Genomic DNA, 14,159 nt, shown 5'->3' on the forward strand with positions numbered 1-14,159 from the left:
GACCATGAGCAGCGAATTCGCCAAACCTCTTGCCGTGCAATGCAAGCCCCAAGCGTGGGCCGCATGGTTGGTCAAGCTCATGGGCTGGAAGATCGAGTTTGACGGCTTGCCCACCAAACAAGGCGTGCTCATTGGCTACCCCCACACCAGCAACTGGGACTTCGTCACCATGATGCCGGTCAAGTGGGCGGTGGGTTTGCCGGTGCAGTTTTTTGCCAAGGAGAGCCTATTTCGCATCCCGCTGTTTGGCCGCTGGATTCGCTTCATTGGCGCTGTGCCAATTGACCGTTCATCCCCCAAAGGTGTGGTGGGTGAGATGGTGGATGCCTTGAAGACCCACAAGCAAAACGACGGGTTTTTATGGATTGGTCTTTCACCCGAAGGCACGCGCAAGCTGACCGATGGCTGGCGCAGCGGCTTTTACCAGCTGGCTTTGGGGGCCGATGTGCCGTTGCTCATGCTACGGATTGACTATGGCCAAAAAGTAGCCAAGATCAATGACTTCTTGCGATTGAGCGGCGACGTGCAAGCCGATTACGCCCACATTGCCCAGGTGTACGAAGGCGTTCAGGGCTTTCACATCCACCAAGCTGCCCCCATTCGACCTTTGCCACCGCGTACCCCTGCGGCCAACGACGCGTCGACAACTCGATAAGCCACTCACGATGACCACCACGCCCCACGACCCTAGCCATGCACACGTTGTAGCGGCTGCCCGCGACTACCTGGTTGGCCTACAAAGCCGCATCACCGATGCGATTGAAGCCAAAGATGGGCAAGCCAAGTTTTTGACTGACCACTGGGAAAAAGGCCCGGGCGAGCAGCTGCAAGGCAACGGCATCACAAAAATCTTAGAAAACGGCCCGGTGTTTGAGCGTGCCGGCTGCGGGTTCTCGCATGTGCGTGGCCCGAAGTTGCCACCCTCAGCCACGCAACACCGACCTGAGTTGGCCGGTGCGCCGTTTGAGGCCATGGGCGTGTCGTTGGTGTTTCACCCGCGTAACCCCTATGTGCCCACGGTGCACATGAATGTGCGCATGATTGCGGCCACGCCTGCCAATGGCAAAACCGTGGCGTGGTTTGGCGGCGGTATGGACCTCACGCCTTACTACGGCTTTGCCGAAGACGCCAAGCATTTCCATCAGGTCTGCCACGATTCGCTGCAGCCGTTTGGCGCAGACTTGTACCCACGTTTCAAAACTTGGTGCGACGAGTACTTCTGCAACAAGCACCGCAGTGAGCAGCGCGGTATTGGCGGCATCTTTTTTGACGATTTTTCTGAGCTGGGCTTCGAGCGCAGCTTTGAGATGCTGCAAAGCGTGGGCGATGCCTTTTTGCAGGCCTATTTGCCCATCGTCGATCGCCGTGTGAACACCCCTTATGGCGAACGCGAGCGCAACCACCAGTTGTACCGCCGTGGCCGCTATGTGGAGTTCAACCTCGTGTGGGACCGTGGCACGCACTTTGGCTTGCAGTCGGGTGGGCGCACCGAGTCCATCTTGCTGTCCATGCCGCCGTTGGTGAGCTGGTCGTACCAGCACCAGCCAGAGGCAGGCACGCCCGAACACGACTTGCTGCACGACTTTTTGCAGCCGCAGGACTGGCTGGCGCGCCAGCTTTAAACCGCATAGAACATGAGCCACAAGCCGAGACTTGGTGTGTTTGGCGGTGCGTTTGACCCGCCGCACATCGCGCATCTGGCATTGGCGCAGCACGCCATGGCGCAGTTTGGCCTGCAGCAGTTGCGCATCATCCCCACGGGGGACGCTTGGCACAAAGACCACACGCTCACCGCGTCGCCACACCGCTTGTCCATGGCGCGTCTGGCGTTTGAAGGCCAGTCGAACGTGGTGGTGGATGACCGCGAAATCAACCGCGCAGGCGCGACCTACACCTACGACACCTTGCTAGAGCTCAAGGCCGAGCACCCCAATGACGACCTGTTTTTGTTCATTGGGGCCGATCAAGCCAATGCCTTCAAGACTTGGCATCGTTGGCAAGACATTTTGAAACTCGCTACCTTGGTGGTGGCGCAGCGGGGTGGGGCGGCACAGTGGCACAATGTGGTATCGCCCGATGTGCAGCGGCTGGACATGCCCAGCCTCAAGGTGAGCGCCACTGACATTCGCGCCCACTACGCCCAGCACACGGTGGCGCAACCGCCTTTTTCAAACTGGTTGCCCGCTTCGGTGCAGCATTACATTGAACAACACAGCCTCTATAGATTGAACCGATGAACGATACAAGCGCTAAAAAAGACGTCCAAAAACTGCAACGCACCGTGGTGGATGCGCTGGAAGACGTCAAAGCCCAAGACCTCCAGGTGTTTGACACCGAACACCTGTCCTCGCTGTTTGAGCGCGTCATCGTGGCCTCGGGTACGTCCAACCGTCAAACCAAAGCCTTGGCCTCCAGCGTGCGCGACAAAGTGCGTGAAGGCGGTTTTGGCAAGCCTCGCATCGAGGGCGAAGACAACGGTGAGTGGATCATTGTGGACTGCGGCCCAGTGGTGGTGCACATCATGCAACCCACCATCCGAAGCTACTACAACCTCGAAGAAATTTGGGGCGAAAAGCCTGTGCGTTTGAAGTTTGGTGCGCCTAAGCCTGTCAAGGCCGCTGAGCCTAAAGAAGATACTCCTGCCAAGAAGTCGGCTGGCAAAAAACCTGCGACTAAGAAAGCTGCTGCAGATAAGAAGCCAGCCGCCAAATCGGCAAAGCCTGCATCGCGTTCAGCGTCTGCTGGCTCGGCAAAAGCGGCACCCGCCAAAACAGCTGCTGCCAAAAAGCCCGCTGCCAAGACTGCCGCCAAGTTGCCCATCGTTAAGGTGGCACTCAAAGGCGCTAAGTCTTCGGCGAAATCTGCTGCGCGTGCCGCGACCACTGCGGGCAAGCCCGCAGCCAAAACTGCCGCCAAACGCCCAGCCGCTAAAAAGACCACTGCCCGCAAAGCATGAAGCTGTGGGTCGTCGCAGTCGGCCAACGTGTGCCGGACTGGGCGCAAACCGCTTGGGACGATTACGCCAAGCGGTTTCCGTCTGAGCTGAAGGTCGAGCTCAAGGCCGTCAAAACCGAGCCGCGCAGCTCTAAAACGCTAGACACCATCTACGCCGCCGAGCGCGAGCGCATCGAAGCTGCCATTCCGCGCGGCTGCCGCATCGTGGCGCTGGACGAGCGCGGGACCAACCTCACCACCGTGGCCTTGGCCGCCAAGCTCAAGCATTGGCAGCTCGAGGCAGACGATGTGGCCTTGGTCATTGGCGGGCCCGATGGTTTGTGCCCTGAGTTCAAAAAGCAAGCGCACGAGCGCATCCGCATTTCCGACCTGACCCTGCCACACGCCATGGTGCGCGTGTTGTTGGTGGAGCAGCTCTACCGTGCGTGGTCGATCAATGCCAACCATCCGTATCACCGCGAGTGAAGCAACTAGAGCCATATATGCCTGACTTCAAATTCGTTTATCTCGCCTCGCAGAGCCCACGCCGCCGCCAATTGCTAGAGCAGCTGGGTATTCGCTACGAGCTTTTGCTGGCTGATGAGCACGAAGACGCCGAAGCACTAGAAGTGGTGTTGCCCAACGAAGCGCCGCGTGCCTACGTGCAACGCGTGACCTTGCTCAAACTCGAAGCCGCCTTGGCCCGCATGCAGCGCCGCGGCTTGCCTTTAGCCCCTGTGTTGTGCAGCGATACCACCGTGGCCTTGGGTAAAACCATTCTGGGCAAGCCAGACGATGCCAAACATGCTGCGCACATCCTCGGCACATTGAGCGGTCAAACCCACCGCGTGTTGACCTCGGTCGCCATGGGTACGCTCTCTAAAGCGGGCAAACCACTCAAAACAGAACAGGCTCTCAGCGTGTCCAACGTGCGCTTTGCGCCTTTGACGCGCACACAAATTCAAAGCTATGTGGCCAGCGGTGAGCCCATGGGCAAAGCCGGCGCGTATGCGGTGCAGGGCAGGGCGGCTGCATACATCGAGCACATCAGCGGTAGCTACTCTGGCATCATGGGGCTGCCGATGTTTGAAACCGCGCAGCTGTTGCGCGTGTTTGGATTCAAGGTTTAAGTTGGGTTCGCCATGCAACAAGACATCCTCATCAACTGGTCGCCGCAAGAAACCCGTGTGGCCATTGTCGAAACGGGCGCGGTGCAAGAACTGCACGTCGAGCGCACGCTCGAGCGCGGCTTGGTGGGCAATGTGTACTTGGGCAAAGTGGCGCGTGTGTTGCCAGGCATGCAGTCGGCCTTCATCGACATTGGCCTAGAGCGTGCCGCGTTTTTGCATGTGGCCGATTTGATGAGCAGCGTGGCCGCACGCCACGCCGACAACGACAAGGGCGAGCCAGCCCCTGTCATGCCGATTGAAAAACAAGTGTTTGAAGGTCAGTCGATCTTGGTGCAAGTCATCAAAGACCCGATTGGCACCAAAGGCGCACGCTTGTCGTCGCAAATCAGCATTGCGGGCCGCTTGTTGGTGTTTTTGCCGCAAGACCAGCACATTGGTGTGTCGCAAAAAATCCCGTTTGAGCAGCGCGAGGCCTTGCGCCAACGCCTGCAAAGCTTGGCCGAAGCCACCGCCCCCGATGGCAAAACGGGTGGTTTCATTTTGCGCACCAACGGCGAAGATGCCAGCGATGCTGAGCTAGGTGAAGACATTGCCTACCTGCGCAAAACCTGGGCCCGCATCAAAGAAGCCTCGACCCGCTTGCCACCCAAATCTCTGTTGCACCAAGACCTGAGCCTGCTGCAACGCGTGCTGCGCGACTTGGTGAGCGAAACCACGCAAACCATCCGCATTGACTCGGCTGAGCAGTTTCAAAAACTCAAAACCTTTGGCACGGAGTTCATGCCTAGCGCGGTGGACAAACTGCAGCTGTACAAAGGCGAGCGCCCGATTTTTGACCTCTTCAACATCGACGATGAAGTGGGCAAGGCCTTGGGGCGTCGCGTCGATTTGAAATCGGGCGGCTACCTCATCGTCGACCAAACCGAGGCCCTGACTACGATTGACGTGAATACGGGCGGCTACGTAGGCGCGCGCAACTTTGACGAAACGATTTTCAAAACCAACCTAGAAGCCGCAGGCGCAATTGCCCGCCAACTGCGCTTGCGCAACTTGGGCGGCATCATCATCGCCGACTTCATTGACATGACCCGCGAAGACCACCGCGAAGCTGTGTTGGCTGAGTTTCGGAAACAACTCGCCCGTGACCGTGTGAAGACGATGGTGAGCGGCTATTCGGCCTTGGGCCTAGTGGAAATGACCCGCAAACGCACCCGCGAATCACTGGCTCACATGCTGTGCGAGCCATGCCCCGTGTGCGAAGGCAAGGGCAGTGTGAAAACCACGCGCACCGTGGCCTATGACATCTTGCGCGAGATCTTGCGCGAGGCTCGCCAGTTCCATCCCAAAGAGTTCCGTGTCATTGCTTCGCCTGGGGTGATTGATGTGTTGCTAGACGAAGAAAGCCAACATTTGGCGGGGTTGAGCGACTTCATTGGCAAGCCGATTTCTTTGCAGCCTGAGGCGTCGATGTCGCAGGTGCAGTACGACATTGTGTTGCTCTGAGGTTGCGTTTGGTTTTGAACTTCCCCTCGGTGGCTGAGGGCGCAAAGCACTTGGGGTGTCTGACTTGGCTTAACGTCCCTGCGGGCCGTGATGGCGCCAAATCAAACACCCCAAGCGCTTTGCTTGCTACGCATCGCTAAAGACAGAGAGCTAGCGCCGCGTGCTGACATCGACCTCAAGTTCACGTCGCGGTCAGTGCCTGATACGGCGCCATCACGGCCCGCAGGGACGTTAAGCCGTGTCAGGTGCTGGCCGTGACGTGGACGTGCGAGAGCAATGACTTAAAGCAGAAGTTCAAGCAACCAACTTGAAATGCTTGCGACTGAAGTCCAGCCCAAACGCCTTCTCCAACTTCATCAACCACCGGTGACGCTTCTCACGCTTGGTCAGCTTGTAATCTGGGTCAATCGTGAAGCTCTTTTCCGCCGAGCTTTCTAGCCAAGGCTTCACCAACTCAGGATGCGTGCCCACGAATGGCTGCAACACTTGCGCGTCAAACTGGCTGTAGCGGATGGTCGGCGCGCCATGAGACCAAAACTTGCTCACTTGGTCCAGTTTCTTTTGCATGGCCTCGTTGCTTCGCACCCAGCCGTAGTGGTAGATGTGGGCATTGGCCAAGGCGGCTTGCGGATTACGGCCTTTTTTGTGGTCAGCCGTGATGAGCCAATACTGCCCATCGGGAGCGTACGAGCGGATGGTGTTGCGAATCAGGCGGCATTCGCGGCGGTACCACGCGGGGCTGTTGGCCACAAACTCGGGTGTGCCGTAGAAATGAAAGTAGTCAAACACCAAGGCTTCGACGGCAGGGTTGGGGTGGTGCTTGTCCACACTGGCGCGGATGTTGGCTAGCTCATCTTGATGAACCACTTCGTCGCCTTCCAAATAAAACGCCCAGTCGCCAGTGCAGGCAAATTGGGCGATCATTTTTTGTTGGGCGTACACAAAGCCACGGTCGGCCATGCGTTCGTTCCAGATGGTTTCAATGATGCGAATCTTGGGTGAGCCAATGGCATGAATGCGAGCCAAGGTGTCATCGTTGCTTTTGCCCACGACCACAACAAACTCATCGACCAAGGGCAAGAGAGAGCGAATGGAGGCCTCAAACGGGAAGCCCAGCTCCACGCCGTTGCGAATGAAAGTGAAACCGCTGATGGATGCTTGGCTCATAGGTGGCTCAGATGCTGGTTGCGTCAGAAAAATGGTTGTCCGTGCTTTGTGCAGCCACCTGGTAAAGCGCTGCATACGCGCCGCCTTGGGCCATGAGTTGGGTGTGCGTGCCCGTCTCCACAATGCTGCCCGCTTGCATCACCACAATCAGGTCGGCGTGTTCGATGGTGGACAAACGGTGCGCAATGACCAGCGAGGTACGGCCCTGCATCAGCACATTCAGTGCGTCTTTTACGGCTTGCTCAGAAGCTGTGTCCAAGGCCGAGGTGGCTTCGTCCAAAATCAAAATAGGCGCATCTTTGTAAATGGCGCGGGCAATTGCCAAGCGTTGGCGCTGGCCGCCCGAGAGTTGGGTGGCGTTGTGGCCAACGAGCGTGTTTTCTTGGTGGGGCAGTCCGCGTACAAAGTCGCCCAAATTGGCGGCTTCCAGGGCTTTCCACACGCGCTCCGTGTCGACGGTTTCGCCCAAGGCGATGTTTTGCGCCACGGTGTCGTTGAACATGACCACGTCTTGGCTCACATAGGCTACTTGGCGACGCAAGCTGACGAGGGACCAGTCTTTGAGTGGTACGCCGTCTAGGCTGACTTGCCCCGCGCTGGGGTCAAGAAAGCGGGGCAATAGGTTGGCCAAGGTGGTTTTGCCCGAGCCTGAGGGGCCAACCAAGGCCACAGTTTGGCCGGGGTGAATGGTGAGGCTCACGCCATTCAGGGCAGGGCTGGTGGCCGAAGGGTATTGCAAGGTGACGTGGTCAAAGCTGATTTCGCCTTTGGCATGGTCGCTGGTGTGCGTGCCTTGGGTTTCGTCGGGCGCGAGCTCAAGCAAGTTCAAGCCGCGCTCCAGCGAGGTGACGCCGCGCGTGAGCGTGCCCGCCACTTCGGACAAATGCTTGATGGGCGAAATGAGCATCAACATGCCGGTGATGAAGGCGGCAAAACTGCCCACGGTGACGGTTTGGCTGTTGCTGTCGCCCGTGCTTTGGTACAGCGCCACCATGATGACGGCAGACAAGGCCAAGGCAGCCAGCATTTGGATGAGCGGTGTCATGACCGAGTTGGCAATGACGGCTTTGATTGCGAGTTGGCGTAATTTGAGGTTGGAGCCTGCAAACTTGTGGGTTTGGCTTTGCTGGGCGTTGTGTAAGCGCACCATGCGGTAGGCGAGTACGTTTTCTTCCACGACATAGGCCAAATCGTCCGTCGCATCCTGGCTAGCCCGGGTCACATGGTCGAGACGGCGAGAGAGGTTTTTCACCACCCATGCAATGGGCGGGAAAATGGCAAACACAATGAGGGTAAGTTTCCAATTCAGCACCAACAAATAGCCAAGCAACGCAAGCAGCGTGACCAAGTCTTTGGCAAATGCGAGCAGGGTAGAGACCAACAAGCTGGCCCCGTTGTTGACTTCGTACACCATGGTGTTGGTCAGGCCGCTGGTGTGTTTGTCCGCAAATAGTTTGGGATCGGCTTTGAGTAACTTCTCAAACAGGCGTTGACGCAGGCCTTCCATCGAGTAGTTGGTCACGCGAGCCAAGCAATAGGCGGCGACAAAACCGGCAAATCCACGAACGCCAAATAACAGCAGCAAGACAACCGGGATCATCCACAGGTCAAGCGTGCCACGGTCAAAACCCGTATCGAGCAGGGGCTTCATCATGGCGGGAATGGCTGGCTCAGTGGCCGCACCCACAAAAATCCCGGCAATGCCCAAGGCCAGAGCACCCGGATGCCCAGAGAACCAGGGAGCCACGCGTTTGAGCCTGAGCAACAAAGAGTCAGAGGGCTGCAAAGGGTCGGTGGTGGTCATAAATTCTCAGAGTGGCAACAAACGCAATACAACGCATTATCGCCACTCGTTCGCCACTAAAATCTATGGATTCGTTTGGCTATCTCTTTCACCATGACACGTCACCTTTTTCGCTGCGCACTTGGACTTTTGACCGCCGGTTTATTGGCGCTGCCAAGCTGGGCGCAGTTTCGTGTGGAGGTGTCTGGTGTGGGTTTGACCCAAGTGCCTATTGCCTTTGCCCCGTTGCGCGGGGAAGAAACATCGCCACAAAAAATCTCAGCCATTGTTCAGGCAGACCTTGAACGCAGCGGCCAATTCCGCGGTGTCACAGCGGGAGTGGTGACGGACGAGACCCAACGCCCCGACATCAGCGCCATGCGCCAAAAGGGCGCTGATGCCTTGCTCACAGGCAGCATCAGCCGCATGAACGATGGCCGCTATGACGTGCGCATCCGCCTGTGGGATGTGGTGCGTGGACAAGACTTAGGCGCCATGAGCTATGTGGTGGTGACAGGCGATTTGCGCTTGGCCTCGCACAAAATCTCGGATTTCGTTTACGAAAAACTCACTGGCGACAAGGGGGTGTTTTCCACCCGCATTGCTTATGTGACCAAGTCAGGCGCTCGTTTTAATTTGTGGGTGGCCGACTCTGACGGCGAAAACGCGCAGTCGGCCTTGGCCAGTCCAGAGCCGATCATTTCACCCAGCTGGTCGCCCTCAGGCACTCAATTGGCCTATGTCTCGTTTGAGTCGCGCAAGCCCGTCGTGTATGTGCATGATGTGTCGACAGGCAAGCGACGTGTGATTGCCAATTTCCGTGGCTCCAACAGTGCGCCGAGCTGGTCGCCAGATGGTCGCAGCTTGGCCGTGACACTCAGCCGCGATGGTGGCTCGCAATTGTTTGTCATTGATGCCAACGGCGGTGAGCCTCGCCGCTTGACGCAATCTGCAGCCATTGACACCGAGCCCGTGTTTTCGCCCGATGGCTCTGCCATTTATTTCGTGAGCGATCGCGGCGGCGCACCTCAGATTTACCGCATGCCAGCCTCGGGCGGGCCAGCTAACCGCGTGACCTTCAATGGCACCTACAACATTTCGCCCTCGATCAGCCCCGATGGCCGTTGGTTGACCTATATCTCTCGCATTGGTGGTGCGTTTAAGTTGCATGTGATGGACATTGCCAGCGGTAACGTGGCTGCTATCACCGACACCAGCCGTGATGAACGCCCCAGTTTCGCCCCCAACAGCCGCTTGATTGTGTACGCGACTCAGCAAGATGGCCGTGAGGCGCTGATGACCACGACTTTGGATGGCCGTATCAAGGCCCGATTGTCGGGTCAGGGTGGTGATTTGCGAGAACCGAACTGGGGCCCTTTCAGTAAGGCGCTGCCTTAAATTTTTACTCTTCAACGGATGGCTATGAAAAAACTTCTTCTTATCGTTTCTGTGGCGGCTGCTTTGGCAGGCTGCGCTTCCGGCGTCAAATTAGATGACGTGCAAGTGGATGATCGTTCTGGTGGTGCGGCTGGCCAAAGTGGGGTCAACGGGTTGAACTCCCGCAACTTGGGCGCCATGCAAGGCATCAAGACAGGCCCTGCAGGTGTGGAACACATCATTTACTTTGATCTCGACAGCTACACCGTCAAGAGCGAGTACCAAAGCGTGCTCGAAGCGCACTCGCGCTACTTGCGTGCTGATCGCAACCGTCGTGTGAACCTGGAAGGCCACACCGACGAGCGTGGCGGCAGCGAATACAACTTGGCCTTGGGCCAAAAGCGCTCGGACGCCGTGCGTCGCGCGTTGAGCGCATTGGGCGTGCCCGAAGGTCAAATGGAATCGGTGAGCTTTGGCAAAGAAAAACCAGTGGCCCAAGGCTCTGACGAATCGGCTTACTCTCAAAACCGCCGTGCGGCATTGAACTACCAATGAAACTGAACACTTCTTTTTCTCTGCGCGCGGTGGCGTTGGCTGCTGCAGTCTTAGCCAGTGTCAGCGCTCAAGCCGCTCTTTTTGAAGATGAGGAAGCGCGTCGTGCTATTTTGGATCTGCGTCAGCGCGTCGAGCGCCAAGGTGAAGAGATTCAAAACTTTCAACGCAGCTTGCTAGAGCAACAAAATCAGTTTGAAGCCTTGCGCGCTGAAACTGCGCGTTTGCGTGGTGAAAAAGAAGAGTTGACCCAAGAGCTACGCCGCGCCCAAGAGCTATCGCAAGGCGTGGACGACCGCCTCAAGAAATTTGAGCCCGCCAAGGTCAAGGTGGATGGCGTGGAGTTTGTGGCTGAGCCTGCAGAAACCAAGGCGTATGAAGATGCTTTGGCCATTTTCCGTAAAGGTGAATTTGGTGCAGCCAGCATGGCCTTCAACGACTTCATCAAACGCAACCCCAAGAGCGGCTATGTGGTGCCGTCGTTGTTTTGGTTGGGCAATGCTCAGTATGCCAACCGTGACTACACCAATGCCATTAAAAACTTCAACACCTTGCTCGCAAAAGCCCCAAGCCACATGCGCGCGGCCGACGCCATGCTGTCAGTGGCCAACTGTCAGCTGGATCTGAAAGACATCAAGGCGGCACGTAAGACCCTGGCTGAAGTGGTCAAGGCTTATCCGCATACCGAAGCTGCGGCAGCGGCTTCTGAGCGTTTGGCCAAACTCAAATGAACGAGCTGACCACGCTCACCAAAGAGGTCCTTGGGGCCTTTTTTCTTGGGGGCTTGCTGTTGGGCTTCATCAGTCAACGCACACACTTTTGCACCATGGGTGCGATTTCGGATGTGGTGCACATGGGCGACTGGACCCGCGCACGCCAGTGGGCCTGCGCTGTTGCCGTCGCCACCTTCGGCTTTACTGCCTTGTCAGATCTAGGCTTGATTGACGCCAGCAAAACCCTGTACGCCAGTCATCGCTTGATGTGGCTGTCTACCGTGGTGGGCGGCTTGATGTTTGGCTATGGCATGGTCATCGCTTCCGGTTGCGGCAACAAAGCCTTGGTGCGTGTGGGGGGCGGCAACCTCAAATCGGTGGTGGTGGTTTTGGTGATGGGCATCACAGCCTTTGCCACCATGAAAGGCATCACGGCCGTGTTGCGCACGCTGACAGTAGATACCGTGTTCATTGACATGCCAGCCGGTGCGAGCCTACATGCCTTGGGCGTGAGCGGAGTTGGCTACATCGTGGCTGCTGGTATTTTGTTTTGGGTGCTGAACGACAAAGAGTTTTGGACTGCCAACAGTTTGTTGGCGGGCGTTGGCGTGGGAGCCATTGTGGTGGCCATGTGGTGGGTGAGTGGCCATTTGGGGTTTGTGCCTGAACACCCTGAAACCCTTGATGCGGTGTACTTGGGAACCAGCTCAGGCCGCATAGAAGCGCTTAACTTTGTTGCACCCATCGCCAATACGTTGGATTGGCTCATGTTTTACAGCGATGCGTCCAAGGTGCTCACCACGGGCGTCTTGGCTGTGGTGGGGGTGATTTGCGGCTCTGCCGTTTCGGCGATTCAAAGCCGAACCTTCCGCTGGGAAAGCTTTGCCGATGCCCGCGATCTAGGGCAGCACCTTGTGGGCGGTGTGCTCATGGGGGTGGGAGGTGTCACAGCCATGGGCTGTACCGTGGGGCAGGGCTTGAGTGGGCTTTCCACCCTCAGTTTGAATGCCGTGCTGGCGGTGCTGGCAATCTTCACTGGTGCTGTGCTGGCTTTGCGCCAGCAAGCGGCACGTCTAGAGCGCACCGCCTGTGCTTGAAGACGCAGATTTGGAACGTCGCTTTGGCGGCTTAGCCCGACTGTATGGGGTAAGTAGTGCACAGCGCATTCGTTGTGCCCATGTGGTGGTGGTTGGCATTGGCGGCGTTGGGTCTTGGACGGTGGAAGCCTTGGCTCGCAGTGGGGTAGGGCGATTGACTTTGATTGACCTCGACAACGTTGCCGAATCCAACATCAACCGGCAAATTCACGCGCTCGTTGACACGCTGGGCCTGGCCAAAGTCGAGGCCATGCGCCAGCGCATTGCACGCATCAATCCCACCTGTGTGGTGAGCTGCATTGAAGATTTTGTGACGCCAGACAACTGGCCATCCATCTTGCCTCACGCGCAACCGGATGCGGTGATTGATGCTTGCGATCAGATCAAAGCCAAGACTGCGATGGCGGCTTGGGCGCTCAAACATCAAAGTTTGTTTATCACTGTGGGGGCAGCGGGGGGTAAACGCCATGCACATCAGGTAGAGGTTGATGACCTTTCCAAAACCAGCCATGATCCACTGTTGGCCAAGTTGCGTTACAACTTGCGCCGTGAACACGGAGCCGCGCGCGATGGTAAAAAAATGGGCGTGACTTGTGTATTCAGTCGAGAAACGGTGGCTCCGCCTGATGCGAGCTGCGAAGTACAGGGCGATGGCTCGCTCAATTGCAGTGGTTATGGCTCAGTAGTCAGCGTGACAGCAACATTTGGGCAGTGCGCGGCGGGTTGGGTGCTTGATCAAATTTCTTCAGCTGCGTTGCCAAAAGGCTGAAAAATGCGTTATACTCTTAGTCTTCGCAGGGTACGAAGCAAACGCTGAAGATCCTACGTGATGGGACCATAGCTCAGTTGGTAGAGCAGCGGACTTTTAATCCGTTTGTCGTGGGTTCGACCCCCGCTGGTCCCACCAAAATCCTAAAAGGACTTAGAGAAATCTAAGTCCTTTTTTTATTGTCGCTTCAAAATTGCATTTTTCTTAAAATAAATATGAATACGATTTATCTTATGTAAACATAAAAATCAAACACAAAACCACCGAGGAGGAGCAGTGGTTTGATGTTTGGTGGTGTTTAGGCCGCAGCGTGGCCGGACAAATAGTTGGCGTAATTGTTGGTCAACTGGTCGTAGGCATTGGCTGCATCACTGAAGAGATTTTGTTTTTGCAAGAGCCAGCCATAATTGAACCATGCAACATGCTTGCGTTCATCTTGACTATGCTTCAACCATTGGCGATAAAGATCGATGGCTTCTTCGTAGCGGCCAGCGGTTTCGAGCATATCGGCGGCTTTTGTTAGCTCATCGAGCGTAAAGCTGGTCAATTTTGCGCCTGAAAGGTGTTGGGTAGTAGACATGGTGAACTCCTGAAAAAACGAATTTGAATTTAATTAAGCATGATCTATGCCAAGAAAAATTGACACTACAACTTAAAAATATGAAAAGTCCAACCCTGTTAGTGCTGGCCTTGCTATTGACGCCTAAGCTAGGCCAGTCAGCAGAACTTCGTACCTTTGATGAGTTGCGTGTCCAGTACCAAACCTACAAAGACCCCACGCGCTTGTCTTACTTATATAACCGATGTGCGGCATTGCAGCTGAATGTGTCTGCTTTGCTTGCCCGCAAGGGGCAGCAACAGGGTGCCAAAGATTTCGAGGCATTGGCCCAGCACTACATGGTGTTATCTGAAGCAAATGAGCGTGAGATCGATAAAAAACGCGGCATGAAAAGCAAAGACACCATGAAAACCGTCACGCGTAATGTGGCTAATGTGTCTGAGACCTACAGCAAACGCATGAATGCCAACTTTGCCAAGCGCGGCGAGTACTTGGTGGGCGATCCGCAGTTGGAGTCAGAGCTGGCTGAGTGCAATTTGCCAGATCAATTTAAGAGAAAAGCGCTGACCGACTGA

16 protein-coding genes and 1 tRNA gene are annotated in these 14,159 nt (G+C 56.4%); 14 read left to right on the forward strand and 3 right to left on the reverse strand.

Features of this window, described 5'->3' with window-relative positions:
* The first annotated feature begins 4 nt into the window (after window positions 1-4).
* The 7 genes from QMG27_RS06245 to rng are packed head-to-tail and all read left to right on the forward strand — an operon-like array spanning window position 5 to window position 5,567.
* The gene (locus QMG27_RS06245) at window positions 5-655 is read left to right on the forward strand and encodes a 1-acyl-sn-glycerol-3-phosphate acyltransferase (RefSeq protein ID WP_281814429.1); all 651 of its coding nucleotides are present in this window, start codon (window positions 5-7) and stop codon (window positions 653-655) included.
* A 10-nt stretch (window positions 656-665) separates the two neighbouring features.
* The gene (gene hemF / locus QMG27_RS06250) at window positions 666-1,622 is read left to right on the forward strand and encodes an oxygen-dependent coproporphyrinogen oxidase (RefSeq protein ID WP_281814431.1); all 957 of its coding nucleotides are present in this window, start codon (window positions 666-668) and stop codon (window positions 1,620-1,622) included.
* A gap of 12 nt (window positions 1,623-1,634) precedes the next feature.
* Window positions 1,635-2,237, forward strand: coding sequence for a nicotinate-nucleotide adenylyltransferase (gene nadD, locus QMG27_RS06255; RefSeq protein ID WP_281814434.1), 603 nt, complete (start codon window positions 1,635-1,637; stop codon window positions 2,235-2,237).
* The gene (rsfS, locus tag QMG27_RS06260; RefSeq protein ID WP_281814437.1) at window positions 2,234-2,956 is read left to right on the forward strand and encodes a ribosome silencing factor; all 723 of its coding nucleotides are present in this window, start codon (window positions 2,234-2,236) and stop codon (window positions 2,954-2,956) included. The genes nadD and rsfS overlap by 4 nt, the downstream gene beginning before the upstream one ends.
* The gene (gene rlmH, locus QMG27_RS06265; RefSeq protein ID WP_108282695.1) at window positions 2,953-3,420 is read left to right on the forward strand and encodes a 23S rRNA (pseudouridine(1915)-N(3))-methyltransferase RlmH; all 468 of its coding nucleotides are present in this window, start codon (window positions 2,953-2,955) and stop codon (window positions 3,418-3,420) included. The genes rsfS and rlmH overlap by 4 nt, the downstream gene beginning before the upstream one ends.
* Before the next feature lie 17 nt (window positions 3,421-3,437).
* The gene (locus QMG27_RS06270; protein WP_281814444.1) at window positions 3,438-4,064 is read left to right on the forward strand and encodes a Maf family protein; all 627 of its coding nucleotides are present in this window, start codon (window positions 3,438-3,440) and stop codon (window positions 4,062-4,064) included.
* Between the two features lie 12 nt (window positions 4,065-4,076).
* Window positions 4,077-5,567 carry a ribonuclease G gene (gene rng / locus QMG27_RS06275; protein WP_281814446.1) on the forward strand — a complete coding sequence of 497 codons (1,491 nt, stop codon included), beginning with the start codon at window positions 4,077-4,079 and terminating at the stop codon, window positions 5,565-5,567.
* Window positions 5,568-5,861: 294 nt separating this feature from the next.
* On the opposite strand, the gene QMG27_RS06280 is transcribed toward rng, so the two are convergent.
* Both QMG27_RS06280 and msbA read right to left on the reverse strand, forming a co-directional pair.
* The gene (locus QMG27_RS06280; protein WP_281814449.1) at window positions 5,862-6,734 is read right to left on the reverse strand and encodes a glycosyltransferase; all 873 of its coding nucleotides are present in this window, start codon (window positions 6,732-6,734) and stop codon (window positions 5,862-5,864) included.
* 7 nt (window positions 6,735-6,741) lie between these two features.
* Window positions 6,742-8,538, reverse strand: a complete 1,797-nt coding sequence (msbA, locus tag QMG27_RS06285; RefSeq protein ID WP_281814451.1) for a lipid A export permease/ATP-binding protein MsbA — start codon at window positions 8,536-8,538, stop codon at window positions 6,742-6,744.
* 93 nt (window positions 8,539-8,631) lie between these two features.
* Here msbA and tolB point away from each other — a divergent pair, with 93 nt between their 5' ends.
* The 6 genes from tolB to QMG27_RS06315 all read left to right on the forward strand — a co-directional run bounded on the left by tolB (window position 8,632) and on the right by QMG27_RS06315 (window position 13,163).
* Entirely contained in the window at window positions 8,632-9,915 is a 1,284-nt protein-coding gene (gene tolB / locus QMG27_RS06290) for a Tol-Pal system beta propeller repeat protein TolB (protein ID WP_281814453.1), read from the forward strand.
* Between the two features lie 24 nt (window positions 9,916-9,939).
* A complete protein-coding gene (gene pal / locus QMG27_RS06295; RefSeq protein ID WP_348773628.1) occupies window positions 9,940-10,449 on the forward strand; it encodes a peptidoglycan-associated lipoprotein Pal in 510 nt (169 codons plus the stop codon).
* A complete protein-coding gene (gene ybgF, locus QMG27_RS06300) occupies window positions 10,446-11,177 on the forward strand; it encodes a tol-pal system protein YbgF (protein WP_281814458.1) in 732 nt (243 codons plus the stop codon). Before pal ends, ybgF begins: the two co-directional genes overlap by 4 nt.
* Entirely contained in the window at window positions 11,174-12,256 is a 1,083-nt protein-coding gene (locus QMG27_RS06305; protein ID WP_281814460.1) for a YeeE/YedE family protein, read from the forward strand. The genes ybgF and QMG27_RS06305 overlap by 4 nt, the downstream gene beginning before the upstream one ends.
* On the forward strand, window positions 12,249-13,025 hold the full coding sequence (locus QMG27_RS06310; protein ID WP_281814462.1) for a tRNA threonylcarbamoyladenosine dehydratase: 777 nt from the start codon (window positions 12,249-12,251) through the stop codon (window positions 13,023-13,025). The genes QMG27_RS06305 and QMG27_RS06310 overlap by 8 nt, the downstream gene beginning before the upstream one ends.
* 62 nt (window positions 13,026-13,087) lie before the next feature.
* Window positions 13,088-13,163, forward strand: a tRNA-Lys gene (locus QMG27_RS06315).
* Between the two features lie 160 nt (window positions 13,164-13,323).
* Here the strand turns inward: QMG27_RS06315 and QMG27_RS06320 are convergent.
* On the reverse strand, window positions 13,324-13,605 hold the full coding sequence (locus tag QMG27_RS06320) for a tetratricopeptide repeat protein (protein WP_281814464.1): 282 nt from the start codon (window positions 13,603-13,605) through the stop codon (window positions 13,324-13,326).
* Between the two features lie 80 nt (window positions 13,606-13,685).
* Here QMG27_RS06320 and QMG27_RS06325 point away from each other — a divergent pair, with 80 nt between their 5' ends.
* Complete coding sequence (locus tag QMG27_RS06325; RefSeq protein ID WP_281814466.1) at window positions 13,686-14,159, forward strand: hypothetical protein; 474 nt, start codon at window positions 13,686-13,688, stop codon at window positions 14,157-14,159.

Source organism: Limnohabitans sp. MORI2, from assembly GCF_027925025.1.
Lineage (GTDB): Bacteria > Pseudomonadota > Gammaproteobacteria > Burkholderiales > Burkholderiaceae_C > Limnohabitans.